General features: G+C 70.2%; 18 protein-coding genes, 1 other RNA gene and 1 pseudogene. 16 read left to right on the forward strand and 4 right to left on the reverse strand.

The annotated features are described in order from the left end of the window. Positions 1–90: 90 nt before the first annotated feature. Both ssrA and H9Y04_RS37270 read left to right on the forward strand, forming a co-directional pair. Positions 91–478, forward strand: a transfer-messenger RNA (tmRNA) gene (gene ssrA / locus H9Y04_RS37265). Positions 479–560: 82 nt separating this feature from the next. Further along, positions 561–1,067 (forward strand): hypothetical protein, encoded by a 507-nt coding sequence (locus H9Y04_RS37270; RefSeq protein ID WP_187818629.1) that lies wholly within the window; start codon positions 561–563, stop codon positions 1,065–1,067. A gap of 24 nt (positions 1,068–1,091) precedes the next feature. Here H9Y04_RS37270 and H9Y04_RS37275 read toward each other — a convergent pair. Both H9Y04_RS37275 and H9Y04_RS37280 read right to left on the reverse strand, forming a co-directional pair. Next, positions 1,092–1,603 (reverse strand): annotated as a pseudogene (locus H9Y04_RS37275) (DUF1203 domain-containing protein). Between the two features lie 102 nt (positions 1,604–1,705). Then, positions 1,706–2,125 (reverse strand): magnetosome magnetite crystal formation protein family, encoded by a 420-nt coding sequence (locus H9Y04_RS37280; protein ID WP_187818630.1) that lies wholly within the window; start codon positions 2,123–2,125, stop codon positions 1,706–1,708. Between the two features lie 199 nt (positions 2,126–2,324). Between H9Y04_RS37280 and dacB the strand changes: the two genes are divergently transcribed. The 6 genes from dacB (at position 2,325) to H9Y04_RS37310 (ending at position 11,451) form a co-directional block, all read left to right on the forward strand. Further along, positions 2,325–3,917: a D-alanyl-D-alanine carboxypeptidase/D-alanyl-D-alanine endopeptidase gene (dacB, locus tag H9Y04_RS37285; protein WP_187818631.1), complete on the forward strand. Its 1,593-nt coding sequence runs from the start codon at positions 2,325–2,327 to the stop codon at positions 3,915–3,917. A 318-nt stretch (positions 3,918–4,235) separates the two neighbouring features. Continuing rightward, entirely contained in the window at positions 4,236–4,940 is a 705-nt protein-coding gene (locus H9Y04_RS37290; protein WP_187818632.1) for a hypothetical protein, read from the forward strand. Continuing rightward, positions 4,937–7,099, forward strand: coding sequence for a bifunctional polysaccharide deacetylase/glycosyltransferase family 2 protein (locus tag H9Y04_RS37295; RefSeq protein WP_187818633.1), 2,163 nt, complete (start codon positions 4,937–4,939; stop codon positions 7,097–7,099). The genes H9Y04_RS37290 and H9Y04_RS37295 overlap by 4 nt, the downstream gene beginning before the upstream one ends. Then, positions 7,096–8,667 carry an acyltransferase family protein gene (locus H9Y04_RS37300; protein WP_187818634.1) on the forward strand — a complete coding sequence of 524 codons (1,572 nt, stop codon included), beginning with the start codon at positions 7,096–7,098 and terminating at the stop codon, positions 8,665–8,667. Before H9Y04_RS37295 ends, H9Y04_RS37300 begins: the two co-directional genes overlap by 4 nt. 139 nt (positions 8,668–8,806) lie before the next feature. After that, the gene (locus tag H9Y04_RS37305) at positions 8,807–10,192 is read left to right on the forward strand and encodes a nitrate/nitrite transporter (RefSeq protein WP_187818635.1); all 1,386 of its coding nucleotides are present in this window, start codon (positions 8,807–8,809) and stop codon (positions 10,190–10,192) included. A 107-nt stretch (positions 10,193–10,299) separates the two neighbouring features. Next, entirely contained in the window at positions 10,300–11,451 is a 1,152-nt protein-coding gene (locus tag H9Y04_RS37310) for a uroporphyrinogen-III synthase (protein WP_187818636.1), read from the forward strand. Positions 11,452–11,887: 436 nt separating this feature from the next. Here H9Y04_RS37310 and H9Y04_RS37315 read toward each other — a convergent pair whose 3' ends face one another. Continuing rightward, entirely contained in the window at positions 11,888–12,403 is a 516-nt protein-coding gene (locus H9Y04_RS37315) for an anthrone oxygenase family protein (protein ID WP_187818637.1), read from the reverse strand. Between the two features lie 101 nt (positions 12,404–12,504). Here H9Y04_RS37315 and H9Y04_RS37320 point away from each other — a divergent pair, with 101 nt between their 5' ends. The 5 genes from H9Y04_RS37320 to H9Y04_RS37340 all read left to right on the forward strand — a co-directional run bounded on the left by H9Y04_RS37320 (position 12,505) and on the right by H9Y04_RS37340 (position 17,791). Beyond that, entirely contained in the window at positions 12,505–13,038 is a 534-nt protein-coding gene (locus H9Y04_RS37320) for a GNAT family N-acetyltransferase (RefSeq protein ID WP_187818638.1), read from the forward strand. Between the two features lie 110 nt (positions 13,039–13,148). Further along, positions 13,149–13,730 carry a CGNR zinc finger domain-containing protein gene (locus H9Y04_RS37325; RefSeq protein WP_187818639.1) on the forward strand — a complete coding sequence of 194 codons (582 nt, stop codon included), beginning with the start codon at positions 13,149–13,151 and terminating at the stop codon, positions 13,728–13,730. Between the two features lie 169 nt (positions 13,731–13,899). Next, positions 13,900–14,544: a sigma-70 family RNA polymerase sigma factor gene (locus tag H9Y04_RS37330; protein WP_214662012.1), complete on the forward strand. Its 645-nt coding sequence runs from the start codon at positions 13,900–13,902 to the stop codon at positions 14,542–14,544. After that, the gene (locus H9Y04_RS37335) at positions 14,541–15,332 is read left to right on the forward strand and encodes an anti-sigma factor family protein (RefSeq protein WP_187818641.1); all 792 of its coding nucleotides are present in this window, start codon (positions 14,541–14,543) and stop codon (positions 15,330–15,332) included. Before H9Y04_RS37330 ends, H9Y04_RS37335 begins: the two co-directional genes overlap by 4 nt. 113 nt (positions 15,333–15,445) lie before the next feature. Beyond that, positions 15,446–17,791, forward strand: coding sequence for a HelD family protein (locus H9Y04_RS37340; protein WP_187818702.1), 2,346 nt, complete (start codon positions 15,446–15,448; stop codon positions 17,789–17,791). 238 nt (positions 17,792–18,029) lie between these two features. On the opposite strand, the gene H9Y04_RS37345 is transcribed toward H9Y04_RS37340, so the two are convergent. Beyond that, positions 18,030–18,581 (reverse strand): TetR/AcrR family transcriptional regulator, encoded by a 552-nt coding sequence (locus H9Y04_RS37345; RefSeq protein ID WP_187818642.1) that lies wholly within the window; start codon positions 18,579–18,581, stop codon positions 18,030–18,032. A 110-nt stretch (positions 18,582–18,691) separates the two neighbouring features. On the opposite strand from H9Y04_RS37345, the gene H9Y04_RS37350 reads away from it, so the two are divergent. The 3 genes from H9Y04_RS37350 (at position 18,692) to H9Y04_RS37360 (ending at position 22,307) form a co-directional block, all read left to right on the forward strand. Then, on the forward strand, positions 18,692–19,738 hold the full coding sequence (locus H9Y04_RS37350) for a medium chain dehydrogenase/reductase family protein (protein WP_187818643.1): 1,047 nt from the start codon (positions 18,692–18,694) through the stop codon (positions 19,736–19,738). Between the two features lie 452 nt (positions 19,739–20,190). Further along, positions 20,191–21,624: an NAD-dependent malic enzyme gene (locus H9Y04_RS37355; RefSeq protein WP_187818644.1), complete on the forward strand. Its 1,434-nt coding sequence runs from the start codon at positions 20,191–20,193 to the stop codon at positions 21,622–21,624. Positions 21,625–22,025: 401 nt separating this feature from the next. Beyond that, positions 22,026–22,307: an HU family DNA-binding protein gene (locus H9Y04_RS37360; protein ID WP_016645140.1), complete on the forward strand. Its 282-nt coding sequence runs from the start codon at positions 22,026–22,028 to the stop codon at positions 22,305–22,307. Positions 22,308–22,407: the final 100 nt, after the last annotated feature.

Consider the following 22,407-nt stretch of genomic DNA (forward strand, 5'->3'; position numbering starts at 1 on the left):
CGCCAGGCGCTGTTCCCGTACGATGGGATCTGCACCTCACCGAAGGTGCGTGGGCCTCCTCCGGGGGGTCCGGCTTTGAAAAATCAACATGGGGATGATCGGTTTCGACAGCGGATGTCGAAGCAGGGGAAGCGTGTCGAGGAAGCGGCAATGATCTCGTTAACCATATGTCGCAACCAATAATCGCCAACACCAAGAGCGATTCCCAGTCCTTCGCCCTCGCTGCCTAATAACAGCGACTGAAGGACCCTAAAAGGGTGTCAGCCCGGGGAAGTTCCCGACCCGGATCCTGGCATAATCTAGGGAACTAAACTCTTTCACCCGGTCACGGGGTGAAAGAGGAAATCAAACAGTGACTGGGCCCGTCGGCGACTTGTTCGCGTGATTGCCGGGGCCGAGAAAAGCACAGCGAACTGCACACGGAGAAGCCCTGATTCAGCACCGTTGGACGCGGGTTCGATTCCCGCCATCTCCACCACCCCATGTGGCCCCCGGCCTGACGATTCACTCGTCGGACCGGGGGTTTTCTGTTGGGGCCCGACCGGTGCGATCATCTCGGGATGACCTTGGTGGAGGAGCTGGCGCGGCTGGCCGCGACGGGCGGGATGGGTGCGCTGTCGCCCGGGGCAGGGCTGGCCGACATCGCCGCCGCGTACGGGGAACCCGAGGACCTCGGGCCGGTGAGCCGCAAGGCTCGGTGGCCGCGCCGCTTCGGTTCGGGGTCGGTCGAGCTGCTCATCTGCCGCTGCCGGACGCTCAGATCGCTGACGCTGTCGCTCGTCCTGGACACGGTGGAGTTGCCGGGCCCGGGCCCGGGACAGCGGACTTTCGATGCACAGGTCACCGAGTCCGACCTGATCTCTGCCCTGGTCGATGCGGGGTGCCGGTGGGAGGTCAGGGAGTATCCCTTCGGGCAGCGGGACCTCTGGTTGTCGCCCGGCGAGAAGGTGCGGGTGAGCTTCGCGTTCGTGGACCGGGAGACACTGGACGATCCGGTGTCGGGGGAGTGGGTCCTGGCGAAGGCGGGGTTCTGGACCTTGGGTCATGAGGTGTGTCCCGCGGAGTAGACCCGGGTTCGCCTGGCGCGGTGGCTATGGCAGGCGCTGGGCCTCCAGCATGAAGCAGCCGTATTCCACGGCCCTGACGTGGACGAGGGCCACTGCCGGGTCTGCGAAGGTCTCGGTGAGGGCCTGGTCGACCTCGGTGGCGCGGGCCGGGGGGATCTCCAGGAGGCGGCCGCCGAGGATGCGTCCCTCCGCGCTGTACATCCGCAGGACGCGGCGGTCGCCGTGCAAGTCGGCGGGATAGGCGAGTGGGGCCGGGCCCGGCCCGGACCCGTGCACTCCTCGGCGTGGATGAAGACCGGTCCGTATTCGTCGTACGCGCCGGGCTCGGCGCCGGTGGCCGCGGCCCAGCGCCGCAGTGGCGCGTACGACACCAGCACGATCCGGTCCCCGACCGCGCTGCGCCGCAGACAGCAGCGCAGCGGTGCCCCGCCCTCGGAATCGGTGAGGGGAGCGCGGGTGTGTCCGGCGTCGTCCTGCTCGCGGAGCTGCTTCAGTACGGTCGGGTCGATGGCCTTGATGGCGTAAGTCGGCGTCATGGAATTCAGCATCCACGCTCGGGAAGGCAGGCGCTGGCGGATATCGGACATCGCATTGCGGGGCTGCGGCGTGCGTTATGCGCTGCAGAGGCGTGCGCTTTCCTACCGCACCATACGGAACGCCAGATACGCCGGATAGCGAAACGGCTCGATGCGATACGCGTGGAACAGCGCGCGGAAAGTGTGCCGCACTCCGAGAGCGAAATACGCCAGGCCGGCGAGGCCGAGGACGACCAGGGCGACGGCGGCCGCGGTCGACGAAACCGCCAGGAGCGCCGTGACGAAGGCCGCCGCCCAGACGGTCCAGACGATCAGCTGGGTCAGGGCGAAGTTCAGGGCCGTCGTGGCGTGGGCGCGGTCATGGTCGTTCTTGGCGGCGGCCTTCAGGCACAGGGCCGGGATCCACGCCAGGTACGGGAAGCCCGTGAGCAGGCACACGACATGGGACGCGTGGCCGAACAGGGCGGCCGAGGTGTCCGGCGCCGCCGCGGCGCGGGTGGTGTGCGGGTAAGTCGAGGTCATGGTGGTACTCCGTATCGCTGTCCCCTGCTTCGAGCGTAAGAAGTCGCCATTGCGGCGATAGGGACGATTCGTAACGAATTACCGGCGATGTGTGAAGGGGCCCCGGCGCGCGCCCGCAAGTACCCGCACCCTCCTGAAAGCGCCCCCGCCCCCCACGCCTTCTGTCGCACCCGCCCCGAATCCGGGATGCTCCAGTGCCATGAGCAGACCTCTGGGACGTATGCGCAAGCGGACTCTCGCCCTGCCCCTCGTCGTCGGTCTCGCCGTCACCGTGCTCACCTGGAGTGGGCCCGCCGGCGCGGACAGTGCGGCGGCCCCCAGGCCCGGGCTCACCGAGGCCATCGAGACGATCCTCGCCGATCCGCGGATGGACGGCGGCGCGGCGAGCGTCGTCGTCGCCGATGCCGGCAGCGGGGAGGTGCTTTACCGGCACGAGGCGGGCGACCGCCTGATGCCGGCCTCCAACACGAAACTGGTCACCTCCGCCGCGGCGGCCGAACTGCTCGGCACCGACTACCGGTTCACCACCGAGGCCCTGGCCGACGGGCCGCGCCGCGGCTCCGTACTGCAGGGGGACCTCTATCTGCGCGGGAGCGGGGACCCCACGGCCCTGGCGGAGGACTACCGCGCGCTCGCCGCCGCCGTCGCGGACCGCGGCGTACGGACCGTCACCGGCGGACTCGTCGCCGACGACACCCGGTTCGACTCCCAGCGGCTCGGCCGGAGCTGGGCCGCCGACGACGAGTCCTCGTACTACTCGGCACAGATCTCCGCCCTCACCGTCGCACCCGACAAGGACTACGACTCGGGAACGGTGATCGTCGAGGTGTTCCCGGGCGCCGCGGCGGGCGACCGGCCGCGCGTCGCCGTCACGCCGCGGACCGGATACGTCGAGATCGTCAATCAGGCCGAGACCCTGCCCGCCGGACAGGACGGCACCCTCGCCGTCGAACGCCGGCACGGTACGAACGAGATCGTGGTCAGCGGCGGCATCGCGGCCGGTGACGACCCCGCCAAGGAGTGGGCCACCGTCTGGGAGCCCACCGGCTACGCGGCCGACGTCTTCCGGCGGGCGCTCGCGGACGAGGGCGTACGGGTCCTCGGCCGGACACAGCTCGGGCGCAAAGCGCCACAAACCGCTCAGGAGCTGGCAGTTCACCGTTCCATGCCGCTCAAGGATCTCCTCGTACCGTTCATGAAGCTGTCGAACAACATGCACGCCGAGGCGCTCACCAAGGCCATCGGATACGAGAAGTCCGGCCGCGGTACGTGGAGCGCCGGGCTCACCGCCATCAGCGGGTATCTGAAGCATGCGGGCGTGGACAGCGCCCGCATGCGGCAGGTGGACGGCTCCGGGCTCTCGCGCATGAACAACTTCCCCGCCGCGCAGCTGGTCGAACTGCTGCTCTCCGTACGGCAGGAGCCCTGGTACCCGGACTGGCTGCGGTCCCTGCCCGTGGCCTGCGACCCGGACCGGTTCGTCGGCGGCACCCTGCGGTCCCGTATGTGCGGCACGCCGGCCGCGCTCAACGCCCGGGCGAAGACGGGGTCGCTGACGGGCGCGTCGGCGCTCTCCGGCTACGTGAAGGACAAGGACGGTCGGGAACTGGTCTACGCGATCGTGCTCAACAACTACCTCGCCTCGTCCGTGAAGAGCATCGAGGACGCCGTCGTGGTCACGCTCGCCTCCTCCGATGCCGGCGGGGCCGCAACGATCAAGCCACTCAAGAACCGCTCGGCCGAGGTGATTTCGGACATCGAGTGCTCCTGGAGCAAGCACCCGGGCTGCTGAGACGCGAAGGCATACGAGTCGGAGGCGGGCACCTCCGACTCGTATGGGGAAAGTTTTGCCGAACCGAGGAACCAGCCTCCTGGCGAGTCGTGTCCCCCACGATGCGAAGGCGAGAGCGGGTGCGGCCCGGAGGAACGTACGGGGAGCGGCTTGTAGCCATGGACATCTGAACCAGAGGGTCACCCTTCTGCGCTACATTCGTCGTATAAGCGCGGAGTGAAGAGAGGTGCACCGCACACCGGGTGGGGGCCCGGTTCAGTGGTGAGCACCGGTCTCTTGTGAGCCCCGTCGGTTCCTTGGGGGAATAGGCGTACATCAGTGGAGAATTGGCGCGAAGACGCCCTGTCGGGGCATACGCATGATCCGAACGAGGTCACCGTTCAGATCGACGGCCTGGGCCGCCTCAGGGACAGCGAGTTGGTGGCAGCCGAGACTCAAGAGGCCTCGGATAAACCGGTGTTCGTGGACGAATCGGGCAGCCGTGGCCGCAGGATCCGCCGGATCGGCTGGATCATGGGCGTGGTCTGCGCGGTCTACGCCGTCGTGCTCGTGTCCACGCTCGCCTCGGGGAACTCGGACGCGCCCTGGATGCCGGACATCGGCAAGGACGACAAACCGGCGAGCAAGGTGAAGCCGTCACCCTCGCCCACCGGTCCGGGCGATGCCACCGCCAGTACGGGGACGCCCCCCGGGCCCGGTGAGAGCGTCGCCGGCGCCCCGGATCCCACGCTGTCCACAGGGATCACGGGCTCGCCGAAGCCGACCGGGAGCGCGTCGAGTTCCGCCAAGCCCTCCGGGAAGCCCACCACGACCCAACCCGATCCCGACCCGGATCCCAGCACACCGGACCCCGACCCGTCCCCGTCGGAGCCCGGCCCCGACCCCACCACGCCCGACCCGGATCCCACGCTGACCCCTGACCCGCCCGACAACCAGAACGGCGGCGTCAACGGAGTGGTGGCCGAATCGGGTGCGGACACCCCCGCCGACAGCAACGTCCTTCAGGCAGGCGCCGCTCTATGACCCCCCGCACATCCGGCGCGGTGCGCCGCCGCCGCGTCCCCCTGCGGTATCTGCTGCCGCTGCTCTTCCTCGTCGCGCTGCTCGCGATGCTGATGCTGCGCGGTTACACGCACAGCGAGATCCTCGCCGACCACCGGGTGCGCCCGCCCGCGGCCACCGACCAGGTGCCGCACCGCGTGCTCGGCGGCGGGCCCGTGATCGACGCGCGCAAGGACTCCATCACCACCCGTCAGGTCCCGCGCAAGAAGCTCGTGCTCACCTTCGACGACGGCCCCGACCCCACGTGGACGCCGAAGGTGCTCGACGTGCTGAAGGAGCACGACGCGCAGGCCGTCTTCTTCGTCGCGGGCACGATGGCCTCGCGCCACCCCGACCTCGTGCAGCGGATGGTCGACGAAGGGCACGAGATCGGTCTGCACACCTTCAACCACCCCGATCTCTCCTACCAGTCGAAGAGCCGTATCGACTGGGAGCTCTCGCAGAACCAGTTGACGCTCGCGGGCTCGGCCGGAATCCGGACAACATTGTTCAGGCCGCCGTACTCCTCATTCAACGACGCCTTCGACAACCAGTCCTGGCCCGTGACCGAGTACATCGGCAGCCGCGGCTACATCACGGTCGTCAACAACAACGACAGCGAGGACTGGAAGCGCCCCGGCGTCGACGCGATCATCAAGAAAGCCACCCCCAAGGGCGGCAAGGGCGCGATCGTGCTGATGCACGACTCCGGCGGCGACCGCTCGCAGACCGTGGCGGCCCTCGACCGCTTCATCCCCGAACTGCAGGCCAAGGGCTATGACTTCACGCATCTGACCGGTGCGCTCGACGTCCAGAGCGCCCATATCGAGGTGACCGGGCTCGACCTGTGGAAGGGCAAGGCCTTCGTCTACGCCGTCCAGGCCTCCGAGCACGTGACCTCCGTCCTGGTCGCGGGTCTCGCCGTGATCGGTGTCCTGGTCATCGGCCGCTTCGGCCTGATGCTGGTGCTCTCCGTCGTGCACGCCCGCCGCACCAGGCGCCGCGACTTCCGCTGGGGCCCGCCGGTGCTCGAGCCGGTGTCGGTGCTCGTCCCGGCGTACAACGAGGCCAAGTGCATCGAGAACACCGTGCGTTCGCTGGTGAGCAGCGATCACCCCATCGAGGTGATCGTCATCGACGACGGCTCCACCGACGGCACCGCGCGCCTCGTGGAGAGCCTGCGGCTGCCGGGTGTACGGGTGGTGCGCCAGCACAACGCCGGAAAGCCCGCGGCGCTCAACCGCGGTGTGGCGAACGCCCGTCACGACCTGATCGTGATGATGGACGGCGACACCGTCTTCGAGCCGTCCACCGTCCGCGAGCTGGTGCAGCCCTTCGGCGACCCGCGCGTGGGCGCGGTCGCGGGCAATGCCAAGGTCGGCAACAAGGACTCGCTGATCGGCGCCTGGCAGCACATCGAGTACGTGATGGGCTTCAACCTCGACCGCAGGATGTACGACCTCCTGCGCTGCATGCCCACGATCCCCGGTGCCGTCGGCGCCTTCCGCCGCTCGGCGCTCGAGCGGGTCGGCGGGATGAGCGACGACACGCTCGCCGAGGACACCGACATCACCATGGCCCTGCACCGCGACGGATGGCGGGTGGTCTACGCGGAGAACGCCCGCGCGTGGACCGAGGCCCCCGAGACCGTGCAGCAGCTCTGGTCGCAGCGCTACCGCTGGTCGTACGGCACGATGCAGGCGATGTGGAAGCACAAGCGCGCCATCATCGAGCGCGGTCCCTCGGGCCGCTTCGGGCGGGTCGGTCTTCCGCTGGTCTCGCTGTTCATGGTGCTCGCTCCGCTGCTGGCGCCGCTGATCGACGTCTTCCTCCTGTACGGGCTCATCTTCGGCCCGACCGAGAGGACGATCATCGCGTGGCTCGGCGTCCTCGCGATCCAGGCCGTCTGTGCCGCGTACGCCTTCCGGCTCGACCGCGAGAAGATGCGGCATCTGATCTCGCTGCCGCTGCAGCAGATCCTCTACCGGCAGTTGATGTACGTCGTGCTGCTCCAGTCCTGGATCACCGCCATGACCGGCGGCCGGCTGCGCTGGCAGAAGCTGCGGCGCACCGGTGTGGTGGGCTCCGCCCCCGGCATCCCCGCGCAGCCGCACGGCGGGGACCGGAGGCCGGTGGGATGAGCAAGCACCGCCACGAGCCGTCGGCGTCCGGTGCCCCGGACGACGCGGCCCGGCCCTCGTACGGGGTGCCGGAGCAGCGGTCGACGGCGCCCTACGCAGGGCCCGGGCAGGAACCGAGCCCGATCACCTGGGGCCGGGAACAGCAGCCGGACTGGGTCAGGGATGGTCTGCAGGGTCCGGCACCTGCGCAGGGTGCGGCCTACGGGACGCAGACGGACTGGACGCAGCAGCAGCCGCCGCCGCATCAGGGCTGGACGCAGCAGCAGCCGCAGCAGGAGGCCTGGGACCACCAAGTGCCCTTCCCCGCACCGCCGTCCGGGCCCGAGGAACCGGCGCCCGCCGAGGCGGAGCCGGCGAAGAAGCGGCCCGTCCGCGACCGCTATCTCGACCTGCTCCGCGCCGTCGCGCTCTTCCGTGTGGTGCTTCTGCACACCTTCGGCTGGTGGTGGCTGCCGCTGGTCTTCCCGTCCATGGGCGTGATGTTCGCCCTGGCCGGCTCGCTGATGGCCCGTTCGCTCTCGCGTCCCGCGCTCGGCGTGATCAGGGGCCGGATGCGCAGGCTGCTGCCGCCGGTGTGGCTGCTCGCCCTGGCCGTCGTGCCGCTCGGCCTGATGTACGGCTGGGACCCGGGCGAGGACGGCGGCTTCTCGGGCTGGCTGTCGATGCTCAACTTCGTCGTGCCCGCGGGCGCACCGCCCTTCCCGGAGGAGGCGGCCTTCCCCAGCGGCCTGCTGGAGTCCTCGTGGCTGCAGAACGGTGTGGAGACCCTCTGGTATCTGCGCACCTACCTCTGGCTCGTGGTGCTCTCACCGCTGCTGCTCCCGCTGTTCCGCAGGTTCCCCGTGCCCACCATGGTGGCGCCGCTGATCATCGTCGCCGTGATGATGGAGGGCTGGGTCAGCCTCCCCGGCGAGCTCGGCAACTCGGTCTTCGACACCAGCGTCTACGCGGCCTGCTGGATGCTGGGCTTCGCCCACAACGACGGGATGCTGCAGCGCGTACCGCGCTACATCCTGGTCTCGGGCGCCGCCTTCGCGATGGCCGGAGCCCTGTGGTGGTACACCCGCGAGGTCGGCTTCGGCGAGAGCATCGAGGCGGCACCGCTCGCCAACGCCGTCTGGTCCCTCGGCGCCGTCGCCATCCTGCTCACGTACTCGCCGTCCTGGGAGAAACTGCCGGGCAGACTCGCCGCCTGGGACAAGCTCGTCACCCTCGCCAACAACCGCGCCGTGACGATCTATCTCTGGCACAACCTCGCCATCGAGGTGGCCCTCGCGCTCCTCAACCAGGTCTGGGACTGGCCGATCCTGTACGACGCCTTCGGCCACGACCTCAGCGCCAGCTTCACCGACACGTATCAGATCTGGGTGTTCGTGCTGACCTGGCCGCTGGTCTTCGGGGCCATCGCCTGCTTCGGCTGGGTCGAGGACATCGCCGCGAAGCGCAAGCCGCGGCTGTGGCCCGACGGATCGAAGAAGTCGAAGGACCCGAAGGACTCGAAGGACCCGAAGGACCCGAAGGGCGCGAACCGCACGAAGCAGAGGAAGAGTGGCGCGCACAGCCGCTGATCCGTGTGCGGTGCGCTCACACAGGCCCCGCGCTCCGGGTGAGAGCAAGGTTGCGCCGCGGTCATCTGATCGGGCACCGCCCTGAAATCACCGCTCCCTAGCGTCATCCACGATCAGACGACGCGGGAGTGGAGGCGTGATGACAGCACCGGCTGCCACAAGCGGACGCAAGGGGGGCCGCTGGATCGAGCAGTGGGACCCGGAGGACGAGGAGTTCTGGGCGCGGACCGGGGAGAAGGTGGCCCGCCGCAATCTGCTGTACTCCGTCTTCAGCGAGCACATCGGGTTCTCGATCTGGACCCTGTGGTCGGTGATGGTCCTGTTCATGGGCCCCGAGTACGGGGTCGACCCGGCCGGGAAGTTCTTCCTGATCGGCACGGCCACGCTGGTCGGCGCGATCATCCGGGTGCCGTACACCTTCGCGGTGGCGATCTTCGGCGGACGCAACTGGACCATCGTCAGCGCGTGTCTGCTGCTCATCCCCACGATCGCGGCGTTCGTGGTGATGGAACCCGGGACCTCGTACACGACCTTCGTGGTGGTGGCCGCGCTCGCCGGCGTCGGCGGCGGCAACTTCGCCTCCTCGATGACCAACATCAACTCCTTCTTCCCGCTGCGGAAGAAGGGCTGGGCCCTCGGCCTCAACGCGGGCGGCGGCAACATCGGTGTGCCCGTGGTGCAGCTGGTCGGCCTGCTCGTCATCGGTACGGCGGGCGCGGGCCACCCGCGGATCCTGCTCGGCGCGTACATTCCGCTGATCGTGATCGCGGCGGTGCTCGCCGCAATCCGTATGGACAACCTCGCTCCGGTGCGCAATGACACGGGCGCCGCTTTCGACGCCGTACGCGACCCGCACACCTGGATCATGTCGTTCCTGTACATCGGCACGTTCGGGTCCTTCATCGGCTACAGCTTCGCCTTCGGGCTCGTGCTGCAGACCCAGTTCGGACGCACCCCGCTGCAGGCCGCCTCGCTCACCTTCATCGGCCCGCTGCTCGGCTCGCTGATCCGGCCGGTCGGCGGCCGGCTCGCGGACCGGCACGGCGGCGCGCGGATCACGCTGTGGAATTTCGCCGGGATGGGCGTCGCCACCTCGGTGGTGATCTTCGCTTCCGTACGGGAGTCGCTGCCCGTCTTCCTGGTCGGCTTCATCGCCCTGTTCATCCTGAGCGGCCTGGGCAACGGCTCCACGTACAAGATGATCCCCGGCATCTTCACGGCGAAGGCGTACGCGAAGGGCCTGGCGGGCGAGGCCGCGGACGCCTGGGCACGGCGTCTGTCGGGCGCGTCCATGGGTCTGATCGGTGCGGTCGGCGCTGTCGGCGGACTCGGCATCAACCTGGCGTTCCGGCAGTCGTTCCAGACCGCGGGGACCGGGACGGCGGCCTTCGTGGTCTTCCTCGGGGTCTACGTGGTGTGCTCGGTGGTGACCTGGGCCGTATACCTGCGCAGGACCGAGCCGGTGACCGAGTCGGAGCAGCCGGCGGCCGAGCCGAAGCCGCAGCTCAGCTACGCGGAGGTGTGAGCCACGCGACCCGGTTCCCGGGTCGCGTAACACCTGCGCAATGAGGGCGAACCGAGCCTGTCATGCACCCTTGGCAGGCTCGGTCGACCGCACGATGGGACAAGACCATGGCAGACCAGACACCACCTCGCTCGGCCGGGCAGCCGCTCGCCGGATTCACCGTCGGCGTGACGGCGGCCCGGCGCGCCGACGAACTGGGCGCGCTGCTCGAACGGCGCGGCGCGACCGTGCTGCACGCGCCCGCGCTGCGCATCGTGCCGCTCGCCGACGACAGCGAACTGCTCGCCGCGACCAAGCAGTTGCTGGACCACGCGCCCGACGTGGTGGTCGCGACCACCGCGATCGGCTTCCGCGGCTGGGTCGAGGCGGCCGACGGCTGGGGGATCGGCGAGGACCTGCTCGCGCGCCTGCGCGGCGTCGAACTCCTCGCGCGCGGGCCCAAGGTGCGGGGCGCCATCCGCGCGGCCGGGCTCACCGAGGCCTGGTCGCCGGCCTCCGAGTCGATGGCCGAGGTGCTCGACCGGCTGCTCGACGAGGGCGTCGACGGCCGCCGTATCGCACTGCAGCTGCACGGCGAACCGCTGCCCGGCTTCATCGAGGCGCTGCGGGCGGGCGGCGCCGAGGTGGTGGGCGTCCCCGTGTACCGGTGGATGCCGCCGGAGGACCTGACGCCGGTGGACCGGCTGATCGACGCCGTACTGGCGCGTGGCGTGGACGCGTTGACGTTCACGAGCGCACCCGCCGCGGCCTCGCTCCTGACCCGGGCCGCCGAGCGCGGCCAGGACGCGGAGCTGCTCGCCGCGCTCGAACACGATGTGCTTCCGGCCTGCGTGGGCCCGGTCACCGCGCTGCCCCTGCAGGCGCACGGGGTGACCACCGTCCAGCCGGAGCGCTTCCGCCTCGGCCCCCTCGTCCAGCTTCTGTGCGTCGAACTCCCCGCCCGCTCCCGTACGTTGCCCATCGCGGGCCATCAGCTGCAGATCCGCGGACATGCGGCGGTGGTCGACGGCGATCTGCGTCCGGTGCCGCCGGCGGGCATGTCCCTGCTCCGGGCGCTTGCCCGCCGCCCCGGCTGGGTGGTGTCCCGGGCCGACCTGCTGCGCGCGCTGCCGGGCGCTGGCCGGGACGAGCATGCGGTGGAGACGGCGATGGCGCGGCTGCGGGCGGCGCTCGGGGTGCCGAAGGTGATCCAGACGGTGGTGAAGCGGGGGTACCGGCTCGCGCTCGACCCGGCGTCGGACGCGAAGTACGCGGACTAGGCGGCCGGTCGTGCAGGGGTGGGGCCGCCCAGCCCGCTCAGGAGGTCACCGCGAAGGGGTCCCGGTGAAGCCGTAGCTCCTGACGCCCTTGCCGTCGTTCTGCCAGTTGAAGCGCAGCGTCCCGTCCGTGTACGCGCTCGTGCTGCCCACCCGCACCTTGAAGGTGGCCGTGCTCGCCGATCCGTTGCCGGAACCGACGCGTCGTCGATGGTGCGCTTGGACGTGACGCACTTCCAGTCGGCCGCGGACGCCGACCCCGTGGCCAGGGCGGAGGCGCCTATGGCGCTCGCGCCGACGACGGCGAGCGAGAGTGCCCGCTTGGGCAGCTTGAACTCCATGGGTGGACACATCCCTCGTTGGGCCTTTCGGCTCGGCCTCACCACTGGCCCGTCACCCATCCCTCACCATGATCTTCACGAAGGGGAAGCCGCAGGCGTCACGCGGCACGCCTGCCGGCGATCGCCAGCGCCCGGCTCAGGCACACCACGGCCGCCACGTTGAGCAGGCACCGCACCAGGTTCCACAGCACCCACGGATCCTCGAAGTCCTCCCGTACGGCACCGGGTGAGGCGATCTTCGCCGGATCGCCCGCGGCCGCGAGCTGGTCGTTGAGCGGCACGCTCGCGCCCGACGTGACCACGAACACCCCCACGTACAGGAGCAGTCCGGCCAGCACCCAGCGCAGCAGCGGCCGGTCCCCGCGCACCCGCCACGCGGCCACCGCGGGCAGCACCAGGGCGCCGAACAGGGCCAGGAAGAACGCCGGGTTCTGGATCACCTCGTTGATGTCCTGCATCACCGAGATGAACGTCCGGTCGTCGGCCCGTCCCAGCGCCCCCATCACGGAGGTGGCGTAGGCGAACCACACCCCGGCCATGAGCCCGCTCACCAGCACGGCGGCGATCAGGAGCGGACTGCCGGTGCGCCGGCCTTGTATGCGCGTCGTCGTCATGTGCCCAAGTCAAGTCGTTGAAAGCGGAGTTGACCATGGCTGAATCACTCGCCGCCATACGTGAGGGTCCACGCCGCGCCGCGTCCGTGTACCGTGCGTCGATGATCGAAGCGAAGGAAGACGAGTTCGAGATCCGGCCCGCGACCCCGGACGACGCCCAGGCCCTCGTCGAGGCGCACCTGCGCAACAGGGAGCACCTGCGCTCCACCGATCCCCTGCGGTCCGACGCGTTCTACACCGTGGAGGGCCAGCGCGCCCGTCTCGCCGAGCACGGCACCGCACGCTGGGTCGTCACGCACGGGGACAAGGTCATCGGCCGTGCCGATCTCTCCGGGATCGTCCTCGGGCCCTTCCGCACCGCATGCCTCGGGTACTGGATCGACGGCGAGTACCTCGGCCGCGGCCTCGCGCTGCGGGCCGCCGAGGCGATGCTCGCGCACGCCCGCGACGATCTGGGCCTGCACCGCGTCGAGGCCTCCACGCTGACCGACAACGTGGCCTCGCAGCGCGTGCTCGCCAAGTGCGGCTTCGAGAAGATCGGGTTCGCCCCCATGTATCTGCACATCAACGGGGCCTGGCGGGACCACTTCCTCTTCCAGCGCATCCTGCACGACGACCCGCCGCCGCTCTCCTAGGGCCGGTCCTGGATCGGGCCCCGGAGGGGCCGGGGGTCTTCCGGCCGCGCGCCTGGCCGGGCACTCTGTGAGGGAATCACCGACGACCCCCACAAGGCGGTGACAGGCGCATGGTGGCGAGTACGGCCGCGTACGAGCCGCGGTTCGACGCCGGGCGGGTCAGCCTCGACCTGCTCGCCACGTCCCACCCGGAGGAACGGCTCGACGGCGCCGAGGCGCTGGGGGAGTGGCTGAGAAGCGCGGACCTGCTGCCCGCGGGGACCCGGCTGCACCGGATCGGGCTCGACTGCGTACAGCGGTTCCGTCAACTGCGCCAGGACATGGCCCAGTTGGTGGCGGGCGAGCCGCCTCTGGACGGCAAGCCCTTCGCCGCCGCGCTCGCCCGGGTCAACGAGGCCGCCGCCGCGCCCCCGCCCGCACCCCGCGCCGTGCCCGCCGAGGACGGCCGGCTCGTGCGGGTCCTGCACGCGGAACCCGACTGCGCGGCCCTGCTCGCCGCGATCGCCCGGGACTTCGTCGAACTGCTCACGGACCCCGTGGCCGCGGCCCGTATCCGCCAGTGCGAGGGCGACAACTGCCCGCGCATCTACCTGGACACGTCCCGGGGGCGACGGCGCCGCTGGTGCTCCAGCGAGGTCTGCGGCAACCGGGAGAGAGTCGCCCGGCACCGCCGCCGCATGGCGGTCACCTGAGCCTCCGTGCGACGGTCACCCGAGCGTCCGTACGGCCATCGCCCGAGCACAACCGGTCGGCCCCCGCCCCTGAACGGCCAGTCAGGAAAAAGTTTCCGGACCCGTTGAACACGCGGCCCGCCCTCCCCGTAACTCTCCTGTGAGCAAGCAGTGAGCGATGCAGTGAGCGATGCAGCGGGCGAAGCAGCAGGGAGCAGCCCCCGTCGACCAGGGGACACCGGAGGCAGGCGTGCGCAAGGATTCCGCAGTGGCCGACGAGCGACCTCCGCGGGCCAGGCACCGGGTGCCCTCGGCCTCACAACAGGACCCCCCGGACGAGGAGTTGATGCGCGCGCTCTACCGGGAGCACGCGGGCCCGCTGCTCGCGTACGTGCTCCGGCTCGTCGCCGGGGACCGGCAGCGCGCCGAGGACGTGGTGCAGGAGACGCTGATCCGCGCGTGGAAGAACGCCGGTCAGCTGCAGACCGCCACCGGCTCGGTCCGCCCCTGGCTGGTGACGGTCGCGCGGCGTATCGTCATCGACGGACACCGCAGCCGGCAGGCCCGGCCGCAGGAGGTCGACCCGGCACCACTTGAGGTCATCCCCGCGGAGGATGAGATCGACAAGGCGCTTTGGCTGATGACACTTTCGGACGCGCTCGACGATCTGACCCCCGCGCACCGGGAGGTCCTCGTCGAGACGTACTTCAAGGGACGCACGGTCAACGAAGCGGCCGAGGTGCTCGGCATACCCAGCGGCACCGTCCGTTCCCGGGTGTTCTACGCGCTTCGTTCGATGAAGCTGGCGCTTCAGGAGCGGGGGGTGTCGGCATGAGCGGCTTCTACGGGCCCGACACACAGGGCATGCACGAGACGCCCGACATCCACGAGACCGTCGGCGCGTACGCGCTCGGCATCCTCGACGAGGCCGAGGCCACCGCCTTCGAGGCCCATCTGTCCGGCTGCCCCTACTGCGCGGCCCAGCTCGACGAGCTCTCCGGCATGGAGCCGATGCTCGCCGCGCTCGCCGATCTGCCGCAGCAGCCGGTACGGCAGGTGGGCGACCAGCTCTCCGCGCAGCCCAGCCGGCGGCTCCTCGACAACCTCGTCGGCGAGGTCGCCCACAAGCGCGCGCAGAAGCGCAGGCGCGGCTTCTATCTGGTGGCCGCCGCGGCCGCGTTGATCATCGGCGGTCCGCTGACGGTCGTCGCCGTCAACGACACGGGCGGCACGACCACCCCGGGCGCCCACTCGACCAGCCCGGCCGAGGACGCGTTCTTCCACCACATGGACGAGAAGCTCAGCGCGACCGATCCGGACACCGACGTCACGGCCACGGTCGGGCTCGAGAAGAAGGGCTGGGGCACCCACACCGTCCTCGAGCTCAAGAACGTCAAGGGCCCGCTGAAGTGCTCGCTGATCGCCGTGGGCAAGAACGGCGAGGAGGAGACGGTCACCTCGTGGGCCGTGCCCGACCAGGGCTACGGCATCGAGGGCAGCACGGACAAGTGGGCGGCCAAGCCGCTGTACGTCCACGGCGGCGCGGCCCTGAATCCGGACGAGATCGACCATTTCGAGGTACGTACCTTCGAGGGCAAGAAGCTCGTGGACGTAAAGGCATAGTGCGCATCGGGGTCCCCTTCGATTACGGTGGACGGCTGCTCATATCGAGCAGCAGCACGTAGAAGGGGACCTCGGTGGCCGACGTCAATGCCGCCTCGCCGTCCGGCACGCGAGTGCCCGCCGGAACACAGGAGCACTCAGGGACCCGGGAGCGGGAGCTCGGTGTCGAGCAGCGGCATCTCGACCGGGTCTATGCGCGCCTCGAGGAGAAGATCCACGAGGCCGAGTTCCTGATGCAGGACGCTGCCAAGCGCTCCCAGGTCGGCACGCCCGGCGCACTCGCCGAGCGCGACGCGCAGGTCTACCGCGCGGGCATCCATCTGAACCGCCTGAACAACGAGTTCGAGGACTTCCTCTTCGGCCGGATCGACCTGCTGCTCGGCAAGGACGGCAAGAAGGGCCCCGACGGCGCCTACACCTCGGTCGAGCCGGCCGAGGACGCCGTGCGCCCGGACAACACCGCCGATATCGCGGAGACGCTGCACATCGGCCGTATCGGCGTCCTCGACGCGGACTACTCGCCGCTGGTCATCGACTGGCGCGCGCCCGCCGCCGCGCCCTTCTACCGCTCGACGCCCGTGGACCCCGGCCGGGTCGTCCGCCGCCGCGTCATCCGCTCCAAGGGCCGCAAGGTGCTCGGCGTCGAGGACGACCTCATGCGCCCGGAGCTCACCGCACGCCTGAACGGCGAGGAGCTGGCGGTCCTCGGCGACGGCGCCCTGATGGCCGCGCTCGGCCAGGCCCGCAGCCACTCGATGCGCGACATCGTGGCGTCCATCCAGGCCGAACAGGACCTGGTCATCCGCGCCCCCGCCGCCTCCGTCACGTACGTGGAGGGCGGCCCCGGCACCGGCAAGACGGCCGTCGCCCTGCACCGCGCCGCGTACCTCCTCTACCAGGACCGCCGCCGCTACTCCGGTGGCATCCTGATCGTCTCGCCGACCCCGCTGCTCGTCGCGTACACCGAGGGCGTCCTGCCCTCGCTCGGCGAGGAGGGCCAGGTCGCGATCCGCGCGGTCGGCTCCCTGGTCGACGGCGTCGAGGCGACGCTGTACGACGATCCGGCGGTCGCCCGGGTCAAGGGCGCCTCGCGGATGCTCAAGGTCCTGCGCAAGGCGGCCCGCGGGGTGCTCGACGCGCCGCCCGCGCCCGCCGAGAGCCAGCTCTCCTTCGACGCCGTCGACGAAGAGGTACGGGAAGCAGGCAGCCCGGTCCGTACCGACCTGCTCCGTGTCGTGGCCTTCGGCCGCCGCCTGGAGCTGGACGCCGACGAACTGCGCCGGATCCGCCAGGTCGCCCTCGGCGGCACCGCACCGGTGAACCTCCTGCGCCCGCGCGCCCGCAAGCTGCTGCTCGACGCGCTGTGGGCCAAGTCGGGCGCGGCGGCACGGCACACGGACCCGGAGCTCGCCGCCGAACTCCGCTCGTCCTTCGACGACGACGTGAGCGACGAGGACAGCTTCACCTCGTTCCTGAACGCCTGGTGGCCGGAGCTGACCCCGCGCAAGGTGCTCGCGGCGATGGCGGACGAGCGCCGCCTGAACCGCTGGGGACGGCGGGTGCTCAACCCCGGCGAGGTCCGCAAGGTCGCCCGCTCGCTGCGCCGCGAGGGCTACACGGTCCACGACGTGGCGCTGCTCGACGAGTTGAACTCGATCCTCGGCACGCCCGCCCGCCCCAAGCGCAAGCGTGAACTCGACCCCCTGGACCAGCTCAGCGGTCTGGAAGAGCTGATGCCGCAGCGCGAGGAGACCCAGCGCGAGCGCGCCGAGCGGCTCGCCCAGGAGCGCGTCGAATACGCCCACGTCATCGTCGACGAGGCCCAGGACCTCACCCCGATGCAGTGGCGGATGGTCGGCCGCCGCGGCCGGCACGCGACCTGGACGGTGGTCGGCGACCCCGCGCAGTCCTCCTGGTCCGAGCCGGACGACGCGGCCGCCGCGCGCGACGAGGCCCTGGGCACGCGTCCGCGCCGCCGCTTCGAGCTGACCGTCAACTACCGCAATCCGTCCGAGATCGCGGACCTCGCGGCGAGGGTGCTCGCGCTCGCGATGCCGGGCATGCCCTCGCCGAAGGCCGTCCGCTCGACGGGCCTGGAGCCGCGTTTCGCGGTCGTACGCGACGATCTGGGCGCGACCGTACGGGCGGAGGCCGCCCGCCTCCTCGACCAGGTCGACGGCACGGTCGGCGTGGTCGTGGCGATGCGCCGCCGCGAGGAGGCCCGGCGCTGGCTCTCCTCGCTGGGCGAGCGGGTGGTCGCGCTCGGCAGCCTGGAGGCGAAGGGCCTGGAGTACGACGCCACGATCGTCGTCTCCCCGGCGGAAATCGCCGACGAGTCCCCTGCGGGGCTGCGCGTCCTGTACGTGGCGCTGACGCGCGCGACGCAGCAGCTGACGGTGGTCTCGGCGCCCGTGGACGCACCGGATGCTGCTGGCGTGCCTGACCTCCTGAGGGACTGACTTTTCCCCTACCCGCCCCTTCCCGAAACCGGGGCTTCGCCCCGGACCCCGGCATCCGAGCTTCGCTCGGATCTGCTCAATCGCCGCAGGGGCTGGATTGCCGGACCGGCGGATTTCAGCCCGTCCGGCGTTTGAGGCCGAGCGCGTTCAGCGCGAAAGGGGGTTTGGGGGCGGAGCCCCCAGTTTCGGGAAGGGGCGGGCTGGGGGAGAAAGCGCCGCAGGCACCCACTCACCCGCCTCAAGACAGCGAGCGGACCTCGGCCTCGAACAACTCCGACGGATCCAGATCCATCCCCGAGAAGTGGCCCGCCAGTTCGAGGGAGAGCACCCCGTGCAGCCGGGTCCAGGCCCGCACCGCCCGCATCTCGGGATCGGGCCCGAGCCCCGCACACGCCGCCACGAGCCGGTCCATGACCTGCTGCGCGGTCGCCCGGGTGTCCTCCGGCGCCTGATACCCCGGCACCGGCGTCCCGTACGTCAGGAAGTACCGCTGCGGATCCGCCAGCGCCCACTCCCGTACGACCCGGGCCAGGCCTGCCAGATCAACCTCGCCCGCCGCGGCGACCGCGGCCGAGAACGACCCGTACGCATCCCGGATCAGCTCGGTGAGCAGCTCGTCGCGCGAGGAGAAGTAGCGGTAGAGCGCCGGCCCCGTCATGCCGAGCTGCTTGGCGATCGCGTTCAGCGACAGACCGGGCGCGCCCGAGACGGCGATCTGCTCCCAGGCCTTCGCCTTGATCTCGGCCTTCACCTGTGTGCGGTAGCGCTCGCGGGGTGTCGTCGACGTCATGGTTAGACCCTATCACTGAAGCTATTGACTCCAACTCCGCCGAGGAGTTACAACTTATAACGAAAGCGAGAGTCTCCACGTCGGCACGGCCATCAAGGAAGGCGGACCCCATGTCCACCAAGCCCACCGCACAGCAGCAGCTCACCGAGATCGTCCTGCCCGGCAAGGTCGAGCCCGAGGGTCTCCAGCTCCGCCACGGCCCGGTCCCCGCGCCCGGACCGGGCCAGGTCCTCGTCACCGTCGAAGCCACCGGCGTCTCCTTCGCCGAACAGCAGATGCGCCGCGGCCGGTACTTCGACCAGCCGGCGTTCCCCTTCGTGCCCGGCTACGACCTGGTGGGCCGTGTGACGGCCGTCGGACCGGGAGCGCCGCAGGCGCTCGAAGGGCAGCGGGTCGCCGCGCTCACCAAGATCGGCGGCTGGGCCAGCCATGTCGTCCTCGACGCCGAGGATGCCGTCCCCGTGCCCGAAGGGCTGAGCGCCGCCGAGGCCGAGACCGCCATCCAGAACGGCGTCACCGCCTGGCAGATGCTGCACCGCAAGGCCCGGGTGCGCAGGGGGCAGACCGTCCTCGTGCACGGCGCCAACGGCGGCGTCGGCACGCTGCTCGTCCAGCTCGCCCTCGCCGCGGGCGTACGGGTCATCGGCACCGCATCGGCCCGCCACCACGAGGCCCTGCGCGCCCAGGGGGTCGAGCCGGTCGACTACCGCACCGAGAACATCCCGGCGCGCGTCCGCGAGCTCGCGCCCGGCGGGGTCGACGCCGTGTTCGACCATGTGGGCGGGCGGAGCATCGACGACTCCTGGCGGCTGCTCGCGCGCGGCGGCACGCTCGTCTCGTACGGCAGTGCCTCGACCCTCGACGGCGAGGGCCCCAAGATGCGGCCCTTCCTCAAGCTCCTCGGCAGAATCTGGGTCCTGCAGGCGCTGCCCAACGGCCGGCGGGCGTACTTCTACAACCTCTGGGCGGGAAAGGCCTACGCCCCGAAGGGCTTCAGGCGGCGGCTGCGCGCGGATCTGACCCAGGTGCTCGACGGCCTGCGGCGCGGCGAGATCCACGCGACGATCGCCGCCGAACTCCCGCTCGCGAAGGCCGCCGAGGCCCTGCGCCTGGCCGAATCCCGGTCCGTGGCGGGCAAGGTCGTCCTGGTCCCCTGAGCGGTCCTCTGGGCCATTGGCGTATCGCCCGGAACGTATCGCCTGGTGCGGGAATTGCCTTGCGGGGATCGTTTGTTACCTTGGACGTGGCACCGGCTCGATCCAAGCCCCCGGGCCCAACCTTCGTCGCTACGAGCGACCACTTGCCGCGAGGCGAGCATGGCGGGTCGGTGTCATTGATCTTCATCAGAGGTCCACGCCCTCCGGGGCGTGGACCTCTTTTGCGTGGCTCTGCCCGTGGCCGCCCTTGTAGGTAGCCACAGAGTCGATACGTGCCCCATGAAAGGGGTTCCACCCCGAACCCAGCTTCTCGTATGGTGGAAGTAGTTTTCCGAATCCGCCCCCTGTCCGCGAGCAAAACGTTCTAAACCCGGGACGGCTACCTCGTACCGGCAGGTAGGTGCGACGATCGGATGACGCACGCGATGTACAGGTGAAAGAGAGAAGTCGGCATGGCAACGGCGCCCAGCGTCTCCTACTCGATGACGGTCCGTCTTGAGGTGCCCGCGAGCGGAACCGCCGTCTCGCAGCTCACCACGGCCGTCGAATCCAGCGGCGGCTCGGTCACCGGCCTCGACGTCACCGCGTCCGGCCACGAGAAGCTCCGGATCGACGTCACCATCGCGGCGACCTCCACCGCGCACGCCGACGAGATCGTGGAAGAGCTGCGCGGCATCGAGGGCGTCACCCTCGGCAAGGTCTCGGACCGTACGTTCCTCATGCACCTCGGCGGCAAGATCGAGATGCAGTCGAAGCACCCCATCCGCAACCGTGACGACCTCTCCATGGTCTACACGCCGGGTGTGGCCCGCGTCTGCATGGCGATCGCCGAGAACCCCGAGGACGCCCGCCGCCTCACCATCAAGCGCAACACCGTTGCGGTCGTGACGGACGGCTCCGCCGTGCTCGGTCTCGGCAACATCGGCCCGATGGCCGCCATGCCGGTCATGGAGGGCAAGGCCGCGCTCTTCAAGCGCTTCGCCGACATCGATGCCTGGCCGATCTGCCTGGACACCCAGGACACCGACGAGATCGTCCAGATCGTGAAGGCGATCGCCCCCGGCTTCGCGGGCATCAACCTCGAGGACATCTCCGCGCCGCGCTGCTTCGAGATCGAGGCCCGCCTGCGCGAGGCCCTCGACATCCCGGTCTTCCACGACGACCAGCACGGCACCGCCATCGTGGTGCTCGCCGCGCTCACCAACGCCCTTCGTGTGGTGGGCAAATCGATCGGCGACGTACGTGTCGTCATGTCGGGCGCGGGCGCCGCCGGCACCGCGATCCTGAAGCTGCTCCTGGCCGCCGGCGTCAAGCACGCCGTCGTCGCCGACATCCACGGTGTGGTGCACGCGGACCGCGCCGACCTGGTCGACGCCGCCGCCGACTCGCCGCTGCGCTGGATCGCCGACAACACCAACCCCGAGGGCGTCACCGGCACGCTCAAGGAAGCGGTGGTCGGCTCCGACGTCTTCATCGGTGTCTCCGCGCCCAACGTCCTGGACGGCAACGACGTGGCCGCCATGGCCGACGACGCGATCGTCTTCGCGCTTGCGAACCCCGACCCCGAGGTGGACCCGTCAATCGCCCGCCAGACCGCGGGAGTTGTCGCCACCGGCCGTTCGGACTTCCCGAACCAGATCAACAACGTGCTGGTGTTCCCGGGTGTGTTCCGCGGTCTGCTCGACGCCCAGTCGCGCACCGTCAACACGGAGATGATGCTCGCCGCCGCGACCGCGCTGGCGGACGTGGTCTCCGAGGACGAGCTCAACCCGAACTACATCATCCCGTCGGTCTTCAACGACAAGGTCGCCGGTGCGGTGGCCGGCGCGGTGCGCAACGCGGCCAAGGCCGCGGGCGCCGCGGCCGCTTCCGCGCCTTCGGCCTGATGTGACCGGAACCACGGCCTGATTGGCGGCGCGTCGCGGAACGCGGCGCGCCCCGGGGCACTCTAGGGTTGCGGGCGGAATCCACGCCCTCATGCCCTACGGTGCTTCGCCGGGAGCCGACGGAGCGTCACCATTTCGGGGCATGTTGCCTACGATGGGCGCTTTTCGTGTGACTGCGCTACCCATAACGGGGCGCCGGATTGGCTTTCCCGCCGGAGGTGGGGGCAGGATGCTTCCCCAAGGGCTTAGTCCGAGGGGCACCACCCACGGGCGCGAGGGTCCGGCCGGCGGACCCGGGTCACGGGGTCGCCGGGGACCCTGGCAGCATCGGCTTGGCTGTGCCCGACAGGCTCTGCCGCGTGGCACCGCCTCAACAGCAAGAAGAACACGGGAGTAACAACATGAACCGCAGTGAGCTGGTGGCCGCGCTGGCCGACCGCGCCGAGGTGACCCGCAAGGACGCCGACGCCGTGCTGGCCGCGTTCGCCGAGACCGTCGGCGAGATCGTCGCCAAGGGCGACGAGAAGGTCACCATCCCCGGCTTCCTCACCTTCGAGCGCACCCACCGTGCCGCTCGTACCGCCCGCAACCCGCAGACCGGCGAGCCGATCAACATCCCGGCCGGCTACAGCGTGAAGGTTTCGGCGGGCTCGAAGCTGAAGGAAGCGGCCAAGGGTAAGTAAGTCCTTGTCTCGCGAAGGGGTCACCGGGTCCGTCCCGGTGGCCCCTTCGGCATTCCCCATCCAGCCCCTGCGGCGCTTCGGCAGACCATTCAGCCCCTGC

It is taken from the genome of Streptomyces polyasparticus (genome assembly GCF_014493765.1).
Classification (GTDB): Bacteria; Actinomycetota; Actinomycetes; order Streptomycetales; family Streptomycetaceae; genus Streptomyces; species Streptomyces polyasparticus.

Coding starts and splice junctions, on each gene's coding strand:
- H9Y04_RS37270 (WP_187818629.1), top strand. CDS start 561: ATGACCTTGGTGGAGGAGCTGGCGCGGCTGGCCGCGACGGGCGGGATG.
- H9Y04_RS37360 (WP_016645140.1), top strand. CDS start 22,026: ATGAACCGCAGTGAGCTGGTGGCCGCGCTGGCCGACCGCGCCGAGGTG.
- dacB (WP_187818631.1), top strand. CDS start 2,325: ATGAGCAGACCTCTGGGACGTATGCGCAAGCGGACTCTCGCCCTGCCC.
- H9Y04_RS37350 (WP_187818643.1), top strand. CDS start 18,692: ATGTCCACCAAGCCCACCGCACAGCAGCAGCTCACCGAGATCGTCCTG.
- H9Y04_RS37335 (WP_187818641.1), top strand. CDS start 14,541: ATGAGCGGCTTCTACGGGCCCGACACACAGGGCATGCACGAGACGCCC.
- H9Y04_RS37330 (WP_214662012.1), top strand. CDS start 13,900: ATGCAGCGGGCGAAGCAGCAGGGAGCAGCCCCCGTCGACCAGGGGACA.
- H9Y04_RS37320 (WP_187818638.1), top strand. CDS start 12,505: ATGATCGAAGCGAAGGAAGACGAGTTCGAGATCCGGCCCGCGACCCCG.
- H9Y04_RS37345 (WP_187818642.1), bottom strand. CDS start 18,581: ATGACGTCGACGACACCCCGCGAGCGCTACCGCACACAGGTGAAGGCC.
- H9Y04_RS37315 (WP_187818637.1), bottom strand. CDS start 12,403: ATGACGACGACGCGCATACAAGGCCGGCGCACCGGCAGTCCGCTCCTG.
- H9Y04_RS37310 (WP_187818636.1), top strand. CDS start 10,300: ATGGCAGACCAGACACCACCTCGCTCGGCCGGGCAGCCGCTCGCCGGA.
- H9Y04_RS37295 (WP_187818633.1), top strand. CDS start 4,937: ATGACCCCCCGCACATCCGGCGCGGTGCGCCGCCGCCGCGTCCCCCTG.
- H9Y04_RS37300 (WP_187818634.1), top strand. CDS start 7,096: ATGAGCAAGCACCGCCACGAGCCGTCGGCGTCCGGTGCCCCGGACGAC.
- H9Y04_RS37325 (WP_187818639.1), top strand. CDS start 13,149: ATGGTGGCGAGTACGGCCGCGTACGAGCCGCGGTTCGACGCCGGGCGG.
- H9Y04_RS37355 (WP_187818644.1), top strand. CDS start 20,191: ATGGCAACGGCGCCCAGCGTCTCCTACTCGATGACGGTCCGTCTTGAG.
- H9Y04_RS37280 (WP_187818630.1), bottom strand. CDS start 2,125: ATGACCTCGACTTACCCGCACACCACCCGCGCCGCGGCGGCGCCGGAC.
- H9Y04_RS37305 (WP_187818635.1), top strand. CDS start 8,807: ATGACAGCACCGGCTGCCACAAGCGGACGCAAGGGGGGCCGCTGGATC.